Annotated in this window: 19 protein-coding genes and 3 CRISPR repeat arrays (1 of these 22 cut by a window edge); all 19 genes read left to right on the top strand. The window is 28.1% G+C overall.

What is annotated here, in order from left to right; all coding sequences use genetic code 11:
* Positions 1–12: 12 nt before the first annotated feature.
* The 19 genes from ACTG45_RS10785 to ACTG45_RS10695 all read left to right on the top strand — a co-directional run bounded on the left by ACTG45_RS10785 (position 13) and on the right by ACTG45_RS10695 (position 13639).
* Complete coding sequence (locus tag ACTG45_RS10785; RefSeq protein ID WP_021385807.1) at positions 13–579, top strand: phage scaffolding protein; 567 nt, start codon at positions 13–15, stop codon at positions 577–579.
* Between the two features lie 17 nt (positions 580–596).
* Positions 597–1499 (top strand): capsid protein, encoded by a 903-nt coding sequence (locus ACTG45_RS10780; protein ID WP_479918953.1) that lies wholly within the window; start codon positions 597–599, stop codon positions 1497–1499.
* The gene (locus tag ACTG45_RS10775) at positions 1499–1789 is read left to right on the top strand and encodes a hypothetical protein (RefSeq protein WP_479918952.1); all 291 of its coding nucleotides are present in this window, start codon (positions 1499–1501) and stop codon (positions 1787–1789) included. Before ACTG45_RS10780 ends, ACTG45_RS10775 begins: the two co-directional genes overlap by 1 nt.
* Before the next feature lie 9 nt (positions 1790–1798).
* The gene (locus ACTG45_RS10770; protein ID WP_021385819.1) at positions 1799–2209 is read left to right on the top strand and encodes a hypothetical protein; all 411 of its coding nucleotides are present in this window, start codon (positions 1799–1801) and stop codon (positions 2207–2209) included.
* Entirely contained in the window at positions 2203–2565 is a 363-nt protein-coding gene (locus ACTG45_RS10765) for a hypothetical protein (protein WP_021385809.1), read from the top strand. The genes ACTG45_RS10770 and ACTG45_RS10765 overlap by 7 nt, the downstream gene beginning before the upstream one ends.
* On the top strand, positions 2565–2990 hold the full coding sequence (locus ACTG45_RS10760) for an HK97 gp10 family phage protein (RefSeq protein WP_021385813.1): 426 nt from the start codon (positions 2565–2567) through the stop codon (positions 2988–2990). Before ACTG45_RS10765 ends, ACTG45_RS10760 begins: the two co-directional genes overlap by 1 nt.
* On the top strand, positions 2983–3420 hold the full coding sequence (locus ACTG45_RS10755) for a phage tail terminator family protein (RefSeq protein ID WP_021385811.1): 438 nt from the start codon (positions 2983–2985) through the stop codon (positions 3418–3420). Before ACTG45_RS10760 ends, ACTG45_RS10755 begins: the two co-directional genes overlap by 8 nt.
* On the top strand, positions 3404–3589 hold the full coding sequence (locus ACTG45_RS10750) for a hypothetical protein (RefSeq protein ID WP_407815314.1): 186 nt from the start codon (positions 3404–3406) through the stop codon (positions 3587–3589). The genes ACTG45_RS10755 and ACTG45_RS10750 overlap by 17 nt, the downstream gene beginning before the upstream one ends.
* A 1-nt stretch (position 3590) precedes the next feature.
* Positions 3591–4901: a phage tail sheath family protein gene (locus tag ACTG45_RS10745; protein WP_479918951.1), complete on the top strand. Its 1311-nt coding sequence runs from the start codon at positions 3591–3593 to the stop codon at positions 4899–4901.
* A gap of 19 nt (positions 4902–4920) precedes the next feature.
* A complete protein-coding gene (locus tag ACTG45_RS10740) occupies positions 4921–5391 on the top strand; it encodes a phage tail tube protein (RefSeq protein WP_479918950.1) in 471 nt (156 codons plus the stop codon).
* A gap of 52 nt (positions 5392–5443) precedes the next feature.
* Positions 5444–5701, top strand: coding sequence for a hypothetical protein (locus tag ACTG45_RS10735; protein WP_021385803.1), 258 nt, complete (start codon positions 5444–5446; stop codon positions 5699–5701).
* Between the two features lies 1 nt (position 5702).
* On the top strand, positions 5703–6143 hold the full coding sequence (locus ACTG45_RS10730; protein ID WP_021385805.1) for a phage tail assembly chaperone: 441 nt from the start codon (positions 5703–5705) through the stop codon (positions 6141–6143).
* Between the two features lie 347 nt (positions 6144–6490).
* Entirely contained in the window at positions 6491–6742 is a 252-nt protein-coding gene (locus tag ACTG45_RS10725; RefSeq protein ID WP_021385817.1) for a hypothetical protein, read from the top strand.
* A 57-nt stretch (positions 6743–6799) separates the two neighbouring features.
* Positions 6800–7147, top strand: coding sequence for a DUF6054 family protein (locus ACTG45_RS10720; RefSeq protein WP_021385812.1), 348 nt, complete (start codon positions 6800–6802; stop codon positions 7145–7147).
* A 211-nt stretch (positions 7148–7358) separates the two neighbouring features.
* Positions 7359–7520 carry a type I toxin-antitoxin system toxin gene (locus tag ACTG45_RS10715; RefSeq protein WP_021385814.1) on the top strand — a complete coding sequence of 54 codons (162 nt, stop codon included), beginning with the start codon at positions 7359–7361 and terminating at the stop codon, positions 7518–7520.
* A 401-nt stretch (positions 7521–7921) separates the two neighbouring features.
* A CRISPR array of direct repeats spans positions 7922–10315; the repeat unit is 29 nt; unit sequence GTTTTATATTAACTATGTGGTATGTAAAG.
* 97 nt (positions 10316–10412) lie between these two features.
* Positions 10413–10967: direct repeats of the CRISPR family, unit length 29 nt.
* Positions 10968–11354: 387 nt separating this feature from the next.
* Positions 11355–12125, top strand: a complete 771-nt coding sequence (locus tag ACTG45_RS10710) for an SHOCT domain-containing protein (protein ID WP_021384429.1) — start codon at positions 11355–11357, stop codon at positions 12123–12125.
* 155 nt (positions 12126–12280) lie between these two features.
* On the top strand, positions 12281–12457 hold the full coding sequence (locus ACTG45_RS10705; protein ID WP_021360954.1) for a ribbon-helix-helix protein, CopG family: 177 nt from the start codon (positions 12281–12283) through the stop codon (positions 12455–12457).
* A gap of 126 nt (positions 12458–12583) precedes the next feature.
* Entirely contained in the window at positions 12584–13426 is an 843-nt protein-coding gene (locus tag ACTG45_RS10700; RefSeq protein ID WP_021384426.1) for a BRO family protein, read from the top strand.
* Positions 13427–13480: 54 nt separating this feature from the next.
* On the top strand, positions 13481–13639 hold the full coding sequence (locus tag ACTG45_RS10695) for a hypothetical protein (protein WP_021384427.1): 159 nt from the start codon (positions 13481–13483) through the stop codon (positions 13637–13639).
* Positions 13640–13876: 237 nt separating this feature from the next.
* Positions 13877–15176: direct repeats of the CRISPR family, unit length 29 nt; unit sequence GTTTTATATTAACTATGTGGTATGTAAAG; it runs 41 nt beyond the window's last position.

The following is a 15176-nucleotide window of genomic DNA, read 5'->3' as shown; positions in this document are numbered from 1 at the left end:
GAGATATTAGAAATGGATTGGTTAAAAGAATTACTTGAAGGAATAAAAGTAGAAGATAACAAGATTGATGTAGCTTCTCTTCAAAAGTCTATAGAAAAGAAAATAAAAGAGACTACAGTTACTCAAGAAGATTATGTGAATCTTGAAACACAACTTAATACAGCTAATGAAACTATTAAAAAGTTTGAAGGAGGTATGACAAAAGAAGATGTAGAGAATCTAAAAACAACTTATGAAACTGATAAGAAAACTTTAGAAGAAACTTACAAAAAAGAAATTGAAGAAAAAGATTTTAATTATTGGTTAGGCGATGCTTTTAAATCTGTTAAATGTAGGGATGAAATAGCATTAAAAGCTCATTTAGACATGGAAGCACTAAGAAATAGTAAAGATAGACAAAAGGCTTTTGAAGAACAGATAAATCCTTTAAAAGTTGATAAAGATTATTTATTTAATGCAACACTAGAAGGTGAAGAACCTAAAACAGATACTATAACACCAGGAGATGCACAATTAAAATCAACTGGATTTAAATTTAACTTCAATGGTGTAAAACCACATGAAAATAATAAACAATAACTAGGAGGAATAAGAATATGGCACAACCATTAGAATACGCAAAGGAATACTCACAAGCTCTAGCACAGGCTTATCCATATGTACTATATTTTGGAGAACTATATGCTACAGAAAATAATAATAGATATAGATGGACTGGTTCTAAAACAATAGAAATACCAACTATAAGCACGACTGGGAGAGTTGATTCAAACAGAGATACAATAACAGCAGCTCAAAGAAATTATGACAATGCTTGGGAGTCTAAACCATTAACTAATCAAAGAAAATGGTCAACATTAGTTCATCCAGCAGATATTGACCAAACTAATTATGTAACTTCAATAGGTAGTATTACAAAGGTATATAATGAAGAACAAAAATTCCCTGAAATGGATGCTTACTGTATATCTAAAATATATGCTGATTGGATAGCTCTAGGTAAAACAGCAGAGACAACTGCTCTTACAACAGCAAATATCTTAGAGGTTTTTGATAAGTTAATGGAAAAAATGACAGAAGCTAGAGTACCTGCTGTTGGAAGAATATTATATGTTACACCAGGAGTTGACACTTTAATCAAGAATGCAAAAGAGATACAAAGAACTGTAAATATAAAAGATGGAGGGACTTCTCTTAATCGTCAAACAACTGATATTGATTCAGTTAAGATAGTTAAAGTGCCATCTAATCTTATGAAAACAGTATATGACTTTACTACTGGATGGAAAGCAGGTGCAGGAGCTAAGCAAATATTTATGTCTTTAATACATCCAAGTGCAATAATTACACCAGTTTCTTATCAATTTTCTACATTAGATGAACCAAAAGCAGTTACAGAAGGTAAATATTTATACTTTGAAGAGAGTTTTGAGGATGTATTTATATTAAATAAAAAAGCTGATGCAATACAATTTGTTGTTGAAGGAGCTGGAGCATAATGGCACAAGTAAGGAAATTAAATAGAATATTAACTATAGAAGAATGTAGAATAGATGATTTTTTAGAGATGGGATATGATTTGATAGATGAAACTGGAAAAGTAGAGAAATATGGTAAGTCTTTAAATATAAAGGATTTAGTAGCTGAAAATAATATTTTAAGAAATAAAGTTGAATCGTTAGAAGAAGAAAATAAGAAGCTTAATGAGAAAGTAAAAGTTTTAGAGGAAGAAAATAGTCAATCTACAGAAAAAGCAGAACTTACAGAAAAAAGTAAGACTAAGAAGTAGGTGGATGTTATGAAAAAAGAAGCTGATAATGTGATTGACAGTATAGAAAAAAGACTCGAAGGGTTTGGATATGTTCTAAAGGATGGAGATAAATGGTTAATAGATTTTGTAAAAGAAAAGATAGAGAATATAATTAAACTTGATTGTAACATAAATGAAATTCCAAAAGAATTAAAAAATATTGAAATAGATATAATAGTTGGTGAGTTTTTATTTACTAAAAAAAATATGGGTCAATTAGATATAGAAAGTCTTAATTTTGAAGTTGTAGAAAAGTCTATATCAGAAGGTGATACAAAGGTAGATTTTGCTATAGGGAGTGGCTCACAAACACCCGAACAACGATTTGACAGTCTTATGGCATACCTTACTACTTATGGTAAAGATAAAATATTAACCTTTAGGTGTTTGAGATGGTAAATAAATCAATGAAAGCAATAGAACTTTTATATAGAGATAAATGCACTATAGTAGAATATAAACCAATTAAAGATCCTGTAAGTAAAAGAACAAATAACAAAGAAGTGATTGTATTAGAAAATCAACCGTGCAAGCTTTCATATAAGAACATTACTTCTACAGCAGATGGGAAAGTAGCTAAGCTAGAGCAAACTATTAAACTCTTTATATCTCCAGATATAGAAATTAAAGCAGGTTCAAAACTTATTATAACCAATCAAAATAATGTTACAAAAGAGTATATAAGAAGTGGTGAAACTGCTATATATCCAAATCATCAAGAGGTAATATTGGAATTATTAGAGGATAAAGCATAATGGGTAGAGGTGGAAGTGTTGATTTTAAAGAACTAAAGAAGTTACAAAGAAATTTACAAAGGTTGGAAGAAAGTCAACTCGATAAGTTTTGCAGAGATTGTGCAAAAGAGTTAGCAGCAAGATTAATTGGCAAAGCTATAAAACGTACGCCAGTTGACACAGGAGTGTTACGACAAGGTTGGAATGGTGTAGCTTATGCAAGGTCACTTCCAGTCATTAAAGCTGGAGATACTTACATTATAGAAATTATTAACCCCATTAAATATGCCAGTTTTATTGAATACGGACATAGAACTAGAAATCATAAAGGTTGGGTTAAAGGTAGATATATGATGACTATTTCAGTACAAGAATTAAGAGGTCAAGTAGATGTAATAATAGAAAAGAAATTAATAAACTTATTAAAGAAGGTATTTGATGCTTAATAATATAATTGATGGAATATCAGTAAAATTAGATAAATCGTTTGGAGAGAGTTATACAATTTATAGTGAAGATGTAGAACAAGGTATTAATGAACCTTGTTTTTTTATTTGCCCTTTAAATCCAAGTAAAGTACCATATCCAAGTGGCAGGACATTAAAAAAGAACTCTTTTGATGTACATTATTTTCCAAAAAGTAATGATAAATCATTTGAGATAAATGAGATAGCTGAAATGTTGTTGGAGGAATTAGAGTATATAAATGTGAATGAAGATTTAGTAAGAGGTACAAATATGAACTATGAAATTATAGATAATGTACTTCATTTCTTTGTTGATTATAACTATTTCACTATAAAAAGTAATGATACAGAAAAAATGAATGGAGTTGAATTGTTTGGCGGTCTAAAGAGAGGTGATAATTTTGAGTAAAACATTAAGTAAAGAAGATAGCTACAAGTTCACTAAGGAACAGATAGTTAATTCTAAGAAGTATATAAGTAGAAAAGATTTATTAAATGCAATTTTAAAAGAAAATGAGTTATATTCTTTTTCAGAAGTGGATGATAGAATAAATAAATTTATGAAAGGAGTGAGTTAATTTGGCTCTAGGTGGAGGAACATTTATAACACAAAATAAGGTACTACCTGGTGCTTATATAAACTTTGTAAGTGCTGCAAGAGTAACCAGTTCTCTTAGTGATAGAGGGATTGTAGTAATGCCACTTGAATTTGATTGGGGTATTGATGAAGAAGTTTTCCAAGTAACTAGTGATGATTTTGAGAAGTATTCAACAAAGTTCTTTGGATATGATTACACTCATGAGAAGTTAAAAGGTCTTAGAGATTTATTTAAAAACATACGACTAGGATACTTTTATAAACTAAACAAAGGAGTTAAAGCTAGTTGCACTATTGCTATAGCTAAATATAGCGGAATAAGAGGTAATGACTTAAAAGTAATAGTAACAACAAATGTTGATGATAACACTGAATTTGATGTTGTAACTTTATTAGATAATAAGAAAGTAGATACACAAATAGCTAAAGTCATTACAGATTTAATTGACAACGACTATGTTAGTTGGAAAAAGGATGCAACACTAGAAGCAAGTGCAGGACTTGTATTTACTGGTGGTGCTAATGGAGAAGCAGTTACAGGGACAGAATACCAAGCTTTCTTAGATAAAATAGAAAGCTATAGCTTTAATGCTTTAGGATGTTTAGCTACAACAGCAGAAATTAAAAGTTTATTTGTAGAATTTACAAAGAGAATGAGAGATAAAGTAGGGGCAAAATTTCAAACAGTACTATATAAGAAAAATGATAGTGATTATGAAGGTGTAGTATCTGTTGAAAATAAAATAAAAGATGTTGGACTATTAGAGTCTAGTTTAATTTATTGGACTACTGGAGCTATAGCTGGATGCGATATAAATAAATCTAATACAAACAAAAAGTATGATGGTGAGTTTGATGTAGATGTTAATTACACACAAATACAACTTGAGGAATCGCTAAAGAGTGGTAAATTTATATTTCATAAAGTTGGTGATGAAGTTCATGTATTAGAGGATATAAACACTTTTGTTAGTTTTACAGATGATAAGAATGATGATTTCTCAAGTAATCAAAGTGTTAGAGTATTAGACCAAATTGCTAATGATATAGCGATTTTATTTAATGATAAATATCTTGGTAAAGTGCCTAACGATAAGGCAGGAAGAATAAGTTTCTGGAATGATGTTGTTAAGCATCACAAAGAATTAGAAAATATTAGAGCAATAGAAGATTTTAAAACTGATGATGTATCTGTAGAACTTGGAAATGATAAGAAAACTGTTATAGTGAGTGATGCAGTTAAGATTATTAACGCTATGAGCAAGCTTTATATGACTGTTTCAGTAAGCTAGAGAGGAGAGTGTTAAGTTTATGTTTCAACAAATAAAAGCGAGAGATACAATAAGTGCATCTAAAGCGGAATGTTATGTTACTATTGAAGGTAAAAGATATAACTTTATGCAAGCTATTAATTTAGAAGCTAAAATGGAGAAAAATAAAAGTGAAGTTCCTATCTTAGGAAGCACTACAAAAGGAAATAAAAGTACTGGAAGCAAGTACACAGGAAGTGCAACATTTCACTATAATACTTCTATATTTAAAGAGCTTCTTTATAGATATAAAGAGACTGGTGAGGATATTTACTTTGATATACAGGTGACTAATGAAGACCCAACGAGTTCAGCTGGGCGTCAAACTATAATACTTAAAGACTGCAATATGGATAGTGGAATTATAGTTAAATTTGATGCAGATGGTGAGTATCTTGATGAAGATATGGACTTTACCTGTGAGGATTGGGAATTAGTTGAAAAGTTCAATATAATAAGTGGAATGGAGTAAAATACACATTTATAAATTATGGATGTGTATTTTTTATTTATAGGAACAGGAGATGGTTAAAATTAAAGATAAATATAAGATAAAAGATTCAATTTCTTTTGATTATAGCAAGAAAAGAACTATAGAAGAAAGTGTAGGGGAAATGTATAGAAAAGCAGGGCTATATTTAGTTGATATTGCTGATAAACTGGCACTTGATACAATTGATGGTTCATCATTAAAACCAATTACAATAACAATCAAATTAGATGAAAATGGTATTACAACAATAGAAAAACAAATAAAATATTTAGTTATGGAGGTAGAATAATATGAGTAATTTAAGTGCTTTTTTAGCTCAAAACGCAATAAAGGTTGATAATGTAAAATATATAGCAAGTGATAGATTTTTAGATGAAGAAGGAAAACCAGTTGAATGGGAATTAAGAGTTTTATCTTCTGAGGAAGATGAAGTATTAAGAAGAGATTGTACTAAAAGAGTGAAAGTAATTGGTAATAATGGGAAACATACTGGTCAATACACTAGTGAAATTGACTATAACAGTTATGTAGCTGAATTATGTGTAGCATCTACTGTATTTCCCGATTTGAAAGACGTTGAGTTACAAAATAGTTATGGAGTAATGGGAGAAGCTCAGTTACTGAAGACAATGTTAACAGCAGGAGAATATGTAAATTACACTGTAAAAGTGAATGAGGTTAATGGATTTGATACAACTTTTGAAGATAAAGTAGAAGAAGCAAAAAACTAATTAGGGGTGGCGATTTCGATGCTAGTATTACTCATTATTGTATTCAAAAATTAAAGTGGAAACCTAGTGAATACTTGAATTTAGAAGTTAATGAGAGAGCATTAGCAGCCGCCTCAATACTTGTTAAAATAGAAGATGAAGAAGAAGCAATGAAAGAAGCTGAAAGAGAGAAAAAGAGAGGGCGAAGAAGATAGAACTTAAAGATTAAATTGGCATAGTCACATACTAATATATGAAAATGTTACAATTTTGGAAATAGATGGATATGTATGTTGTATAGTATAATGTAGATAATATATCATCAAGTAAAAAACAACAAATAAATCTAAATTATGAGGGGTGTGGCTATGGAGAAAAAGACTTTAAAAACAATATGTATATTTGCTTTTGTAATTGGAATGATAGTTCTATTTTGTTGTATAGGCTTAGGTCAAATTAGTGCAGATTATCTTATTAATCAAAATGGTGTAATAGTGGATGCTAGTAAATATGATATTTATTTAGAACAATCTATTTCACAATATAGAAATATTGGTTCTATATTGGCTTTATTAGGAGGAATAGGAATACTGTTTGATAAAAGTGTTAGAAAACACTAAAGAAGTACATTTTTATTAAGATAAAAATTAATCTTTATTTAGGATGTGATAAATGATATGGCAAGAGAAGTATTTACTGTAAAAATGACACCATTAGAAGCTCAAAAAATGATAGAAGAAAACATGGATGCGGACATCATTTTTACTGATGCTTATAATTTAGGAGATGGAAAGTTTATATTAATCACAGCTTTTGATAGGTATTATGTAAGGAGTAGTAGTAATGCAGGTCTTTTAGTTATATGTGAAAATACAACAGAAGAAACACTAGTTAAAGTTGTTTCAACTGGTAGTGGTACTGGATTATTTCAAATTGACTGGGGAGCAGGTAGTAATTTTACTAAAAGAATAAGAAAGATACTTAATGAGTATATTATAAAAGTAATTGATATAGATAAAGATTAAAATAAAACATATTGAGAATAGAGAAGCACTTACTTAAATGGTAGGTGCTTTTGTTTTGCCAAATCTTACTTAGTTAAAGAAATATATAATAGGTAAAATATGTAAGCACTATATGTTATAATAATTTTAGCAAGAAGATGTAATCTACAATTTATAGAGTGGAGTTCATACTAGGATAAAACCTACTTCCTAATGAAAGGAGGTGGGAAGTATGGATAACTTTTTACTTAATGTAATAGCTGGCGTTATTGCTAGTTTAATATTTTGCTTAATTTGTAAAGTATTTATGCAAGTAAAAAGCCACTCAACTCGTGGCAAGAGTAAAAGTGGCTGGGAATTTGATTTTAAAATCAAGTTCCACAAATTTAAATAATTACTAATTGTTTAAATTATGAACTTCACTCTACTGTCAAATAGATTGTAGTTCTTCTTGCTATTATTATACCACAAATTGGTACAGATATTCAAAAATAATATTTTTTATAAGTAATGAAAACTAAATAGATAATATAGTAACGAATTACAAATATGTAGGTACTCTTAAATTGATAAATTATTCCATTTTATTTAATTTTATAGTTTGAATTTTATGATATAATAAAAATATAGAAATTTTGCAGTGAGCGATATTCGTGATAAAGTAGGCTTTAACAGTTGCAATGTAAGGCATTGAGAGCGTATGATAAGTGTTATCAATTGCACGACTAGCCGCTCACTGCAAATTTGAGAGAGTTTTATGTGTGTAAGTATTGAAAATGCTAAGTTTATTTTGGGGTTTTATATTAACTATGTGGTATGTAAAGATATAGTATCAAAGGATATTTTATTTATATCATAGATAGTTTTATATTAACTATGTGGTATGTAAAGTTTTATAATAATACAAAATTTTCAGAGTTTGAGGGTTTTATATTAACTATGTGGTATGTAAAGCTTTTTGTTGCAGCAAGAAAAATCCTCATTATGCTTGTTTTATATTAACTATGTGGTATGTAAAGACAAAAATCCATATTTTCATATATTATTTATTTCAAAGTTTTATATTAACTATGTGGTATGTAAAGCTGCTATTATACCCGAATTAGCAGAAGTAGCGATAGGGTTTTATATTAACTATGTGGTATGTAAAGATAAGAAAACGCAATATCATAATCTTTAATATTTTCTGTTTTATATTAACTATGTGGTATGTAAAGCAAGCATAACAGTGCAAGTATAAAGAAAAATAAATCGGTTTTATATTAACTATGTGGTATGTAAAGTTCAGATAGTAACTATATGATATAATTTCTTTTTTTGTTTTATATTAACTATGTGGTATGTAAAGAAATTTTTAGCTGTATTACAGTCTACTGTATTATCGGTTTTATATTAACTATGTGGTATGTAAAGCCGAAAGAGTTTGGAATGAGAATGCTGTAAATACAGAGTTTTATATTAACTATGTGGTATGTAAAGATGCTTTAGTTTTAAGTGAATTTCAGACATTTATAAAGTTTTATATTAACTATGTGGTATGTAAAGATCGAAATTAATCCTTTTTTAAAAAGAATACTAAAGGGTTTTATATTAACTATGTGGTATGTAAAGGAATATGCTTCCTCGACCTTTTCATCTAACTTTAAATAGTTTTATATTAACTAAGTGGTATGTAAAGATGCTTCATATTAGGTCTACTGGCTACTATACTAGATAGTTTTATATTAACTATGTGGTATGTAAAGCAAAGTAGGCTTTAAATGTACGACTATATTTTCTTATGTTTTATATTAACTATGTGGTATGTAAAGATAGCAAAAAAAGGTTTAAAAAAATCAGACAATAAGGGTTTTATATTAACTATGTGGTATGTAAAGAACATAAAAAATACCCATAATAGAAATCGCAATCGGGTTTTATATTAACTATGTGGTATGTAAAGCTATTCGCAGATGTAGCAATAGGATTAAATAACCCAGTTTTATATTAACTATGTGGTATGTAAAGGTTCTCTTGCTAAAAAAAATAGTAATCATTTTTACACGTTTTATATTAACTATGTGGTATGTAAAGTTTACTAATTCATCGCTAACCAGGTCTAGTCCCTCGGTTTTATATTAACTATGTGGTATGTAAAGAAGCTAAAAATATTCGTTCTGTAAAAAGCATTTAATTGTTTTATATTAACTATGTGGTATGTAAAGTTTCTAGCATTTTGTAATCTTTATAATTTATAGTTGGTTTTATATTAACTATGTGGTATGTAAAGGGGCTACATCTCCAACATATGACCCTAGTTCAATTGGGTTTTATATTAACTATGTGGTATGTAAAGACGATTGTTTGATACAGTGTTAGCCTAGTTCCCGACTGTTTTATATTAACTATGTGGTATGTAAAGGCAAAATCAAAAACTTTATCTTTTAGCCAACTACCCATGTTTTATATTAACTATGTGGTATGTAAAGTTGCTGTTCTTCCAAAAATAGATTGTATAGCAGCTCCGTTTTATATTAACTATGTGGTATGTAAAGTCCTACAAGTCAACTCACTTTTCAATAACTCTTTTAAGTTTTATATTAACTATGTGGTATGTAAAGTTTTAAGTATCATTCAATAATAATTTACAATGTTTATGTTTTATATTAACTATGTGGTATGTAAAGTAAGCGGCATTTTTAATATCATATAAATCATAATCTGGTTTTATATTAACTATGTGGTATGTAAAGTCTAACTCACTCCTTTCATAAAATTATTTATTCTATGTTTTATATTAACTATGTGGTATGTAAAGACGCTACTTAAAATTAAATTTGCTGGAAATTTTCTTAGTTTTATATTAACTATGTGGTATGTAAAGTAGTAAAGAAACTATAACTGTGATGTTGTGAGATAAGTTTTATATTAACTATGTGGTATGTAAAGTAAATGTGAGATATACAAAGAAGATAAAATAACTTTGTTTTATATTAACTATGTGGTATGTAAAGCACAACGTTGGACTAGTACAGTTATAACATCTATTCTGTTTTATATTAACTAAGTGGTATGTAAAGTCATTTGTTAATTTTTTCATTGTATTGTTATAACTTATTTTATATTAACTAAGTGGTATGTAAAGTTTATATACTGTACACGAGGGCTTTGATTAGTATCCATTTTATATTAACTAAGTGGTATGTAAAGGCCTTAAAGTACCCTTTGCTAGTTTTAAATCATTCTCATTTTATATTAAGTGGTATGTAAAGATAGACCCTCCAGTTGATTTATTTCCACCATTTCCTATTTTATATTAACTAAGTGGTATGTAAAGTTTTCTCCGATTGACGGTGTGTAGCCCTGCTCCCCTTATTTTATATTAACTAAGTGGTATGTAAAGAGGTTATGGGTTGGAATTACAAGAAAGAAGAATGTAGATTTTATATTAACTAAGTGGTATGTAAAGTAATGCCAAGAGCAATAGGAGCAACAGCAGAAATTGATTTTATATTAACTAAGTGGTATGTAAAGGTTTGAAACAGTTTAATAGCTTTATCTGTTTTATTTATTTTATATTAACTAAGTGGTATGTAAAGATAAGAGTAGTTTAAAAAGTAATTAATTTTTAATCTGATTTTATATTAACTAAGTGGTATGTAAAGAAAGAAATTATGTCGAGTTTTAGCTTTGAAACATATGATTTTATATTAACTAAGTGGTATGTAAAGTAGTAAAATCTTGTGTTCTTTTCCAACCATTAGAGCATTTTATATTAACTAAGTGGTATGTAAAGGGAATTAAGTTTAACGCTTTTATAACTCCATTTATACATTTTATATTAACTAAGTGGTATGTAAATTCAAATATAAAAGACTTTACATCTTTGCCATCGATTGGTTTTATATTAACTAAATGGCAAGTCAGCATTCTAAGTGGGTGGTAAAACACCATATACCTCGTTTTATATTAACTAAGTGGTATGTAAAGATTACATGGGTAGTATTAGGCATTCTAGCTTTTATAGTGTTTTATATTAACAATGTGGTATGTAAAGTCGTTTATCATTGCTAGCCTAGCATTCGTACTGGTCAATTTTATATTAACTATGTGGACTTAAAATTAAAAATAATCAAAAAACACTTACTCAGGTAGGTGTTTTTTGATTGAAAGAAGGTGATTATAATGTAAAAATTTTACTGATATAGTATAATAATCCTATAAATTCATTATAATAAAGGGGGATATTATGGGATTATTTAGTGGAAATGAAAGTTGTTGTATATGTGGAGAAAAAGGTAAACAAAAAATATCTGATGGTGTAATATGTTCTGAATGTTTAAAAAAATATAAAGATACATTTTCTATAGTCGAACCAACAGATGTAATTAAAAAAATATCTTCTGAGGAAATAAAAAAATCAATAAGATTAACACTTGAAAATAAAAAAAGATTTGAATCTTTTAACGCAAGTAAAAAAGTAGGAATTTATTTATTAGTAGATGAAAATAAAAAACAATTAATTATGTCTGATAAAATAAGCAATTTAAATAAGAATAAGAGAGTATATGACTTTAGGGATATTATTTCATTTGAACTTTTAGAAGATGATGAATCTATAATTAAAAGTGAAATAGGTGGTGCTATTGGAGGAGGTCTTTTATTTGGCGAAACAGGAGCTATAGCTGGAAGTATATTAGGAAAGAAAAAAATAAAAACTTATGTAAATAGTTTAAAAGTAAAAATTACAATTAATAATATAAAGAATTCTATAAAATATATATACTTGATTAATTCTAAAACCTCTACAGACTCAAGTTTATATAAAGAATCTTATAATTATGCACAAGAAATTTTATCAACTTTATCTATAATAACAAATTACGAGGATGCAGAAGATAAAAAAGAGTCTATGTGTGGTTCTACAGCTGATGAAATACTAAAATACAAACAATTATTAGATTTAGGAGCAATAACAGATGAAGAATATAATAAAAAGAAAAAGGTATTATTAGAATAGATAATATAGTAAGCACTTACAAATATGTAGGTGCTTTTGTTTTGCTCAAATTTGGTCGGTTGGGTAAAATAATTAGAAAAAATTGGATATATCATTGACTTTTGTTGCTACATAAATTATAATATAATTGTAGCAACAAAAGTGAGGTGAAATAAATGCCACAAAAAAAGATGGGTCGTCCAACAGAAAGTGTAAAAGATACTATGATTAGAGTAAGAGCTGATAAAGATACTATTGATAAGTTAGATGAATGTGTAAATTTATTAGATAGTAATCGTTCTGAAATAATAAGAAAAGGTATAGACAAAATATATGATGACCTAAAAAAATAACAAAAATAGAGTGTTCGCCCGACCAAGTTTGAACACTCTATTTCCCACAAAGAAGTTAGTACTTCTATATGAAATATTCTATCATATAGAGAAACTTCTTTCAAACTAATTTGAGGAGGAATTTATATGAAAACTAATTTAGAATTAATCAAATCAGAAAATTTTGGAGAAGTCGAATGTAATTTTTATGAAAATGATACTAAAGATATATTAATGACTAGAGACCAAATAGGAATGGCTTTAGAGTATACAGAACCAAGGATAGCTATAAGTAAAATACATGAACGTAACAAAGATAGACTTGATAAATTTTCAACTGTAGTCAAGTTGGTTACAGTTGAAGGGAATAGAAAAGTATTAAGAGATACTATAGTTTATAATACAAAAGGAGTAATGGAAATATGTCGTTTTAGTAGACAGCCAAAGGCTGATACTTTTATGGATTGGGTTTGGGATGTAGTAGAATCTATATTCAAGACTGGTGCATACATAACTGATAATGCTAACCCCGAAAAACTAAGAGAAAAAGCAAGTGAGCTTGAAAAACTGCAACTAGCTTATAATAGTACATCTATGTTAAAAGAATTACTAGACAATGCAGGATTTGACAACAAATCAAAACTATTAACAGCAAAGACATTATATAAAAAGGCAGGCATTGATTTACCAATTGAGATAGATGAAGAAGAACATTACTTTGATACAAAGCAAATAGCATCTAAACTTAAAATATATTCTAAGAGTAATAAACCAGCACAGATGGCTGTTTGTGAGATTATTAAAAAGATTGATTTAGAAGATAGTGAAGTTAAGGGAGTTTGGGAAACAAATGGCTCTTGGACTGGTACTGTAAATAAGTATACAGAAAGTGTAATAGAGAAGATTAAGTGTTGGATAGATGATAATAATAAGCCTGCTAAGATACAAGGTGAAAAGAAGAATTATCATGTAGTATACAAGATTGAGTAAATTCTATTGTATTAAATAATATATTTTAGTTTAGTTTTGAGGGGGATTAATGCAATGTATGAGAATTTACTTGATATGGATAGAATAGAACTTATTAAAGAACTTGGAAGTATCTTTGAAAAAATGAGAAATGAAAATCCAGAAAGATTTTATAGATTTGTAAATTTAGTGAAAGAAGAAGTTAGGAAATCAGAAGAAAAAGAGAATAAATAATATAGATAAAGCACTTGGATATTCTGTTGTTTCAAGTGCTTTATATGTTAAAAAATGGTATAATATAAGTAAGAGTTTTGCAGTGTTCGATTTTTATGTTTAAGTATGCTTTAACAGTTGAAATACAAGGTATTGAGAGTATACGATAAATGTTATCAATTGCACTACTAGCCGCTCACTGCAAATTTAAGAGATTTGTATATGTGTAGGTATTGAAAATACTTAGTTTATTTTGGGATTTTATATTAACTATGTGGTATGTAAAGTTGTTACGCCCATTTCATCTGCCCAAATCTTCGGAAATTTTATATTAACTATGTGGTATGTAAAGTTTTATATATATTATTAATCGAGTTTTTTATTATATATTTTATATTAACTATGTGGTATGTAAAGTTGGGGAAAGTGTGCCAACCCCAAATAAAATATAAAATTTTATATTAACTATGTGGTATGTAAAGTGTTCAACTTTCTTAATATTGTTCTTGTACTCCCTCATTTTATATTAACTATGTGGTATGTAAAGTGAATTTTCGCTAATTTATGTAAAACTTCTCTCTGCATTTTATATTAACTATGTGGTATGTAAAGATAACATCAGATGGGAAACTAAGTGCTAGAGATTTAATTTTATATTAACTATGTGGTATGTAAAGTCATTCAAAATTGGATTTAATCAAGATGGAATAAAGTTTTATATTAACTATGTGGTATGTAAAGCCCTCTATTGGTGAAAGGTTCATTATTTTACGCCATGTTTTATATTAACTATATGGTATGTAAAGTTGGAACTGTAAAGAAGATGTTAGAATATGTTTGCAAGTTTTATATTAACTATGTGGTATGTAAAGTCTTTATTTATTTCAGTAACTCGTTGCAAAGTCCTATTGTTTTATATTAACTATGTGGTATGTAAAGTACATTGGAGTAGCTGCAATTAGTAAGATTCTTAAAGGTTTTATATTAACTATGTGGTATGTAAAGCCCTATATATTTAACATTTCTTTATTTTTTGCTATCAGTTTTATATTAACTATGTGGTATGTAAAGGAATTTAAGGCTGAACTTAAAAAAGAAAATATAAATGGTTTTATATTAACTATGTGGTATGTAAAGTTTTTAGCACTTTTTATATCCTGCTCCAACTGAGGTGTTTTATATTAACTATGTGGTATGTAAAGTTCAATAAAGCTGTTGCAAAGCTTTGTGCTAGGGTTAGTTTTATATTAACTATGTGGTATGTAAAGGGTGGAACAATTATATTTCCTTCCTCATCGATGCTGGGGTTTTATATTAACTATGTGGTATGTAAAGTAATTGAATCTATCAAAATGCAAAGATGAAGGGTCAAATTTTATATTAACTATGTGGTATGTAAAGGACATTGTGTATCTATTTTGCAATACCATTTCATATTGTTTTATATTAACTAAGTGGTATGTAAAGTTGTATTTTCATGGATTTTTGAAATTAGTTTGTCAAGTTTTATATTAACTAAGTGGTATGTAAATAAGCTTTTACTTGCATTAAATTATCT

The organism is Clostridioides sp. LIBA-7602 (genome assembly GCF_056688945.1).
The sequence above is the reverse complement of the archived record's forward strand: the minus strand, read 5'-3'. Positions and strand labels throughout refer to the sequence as shown.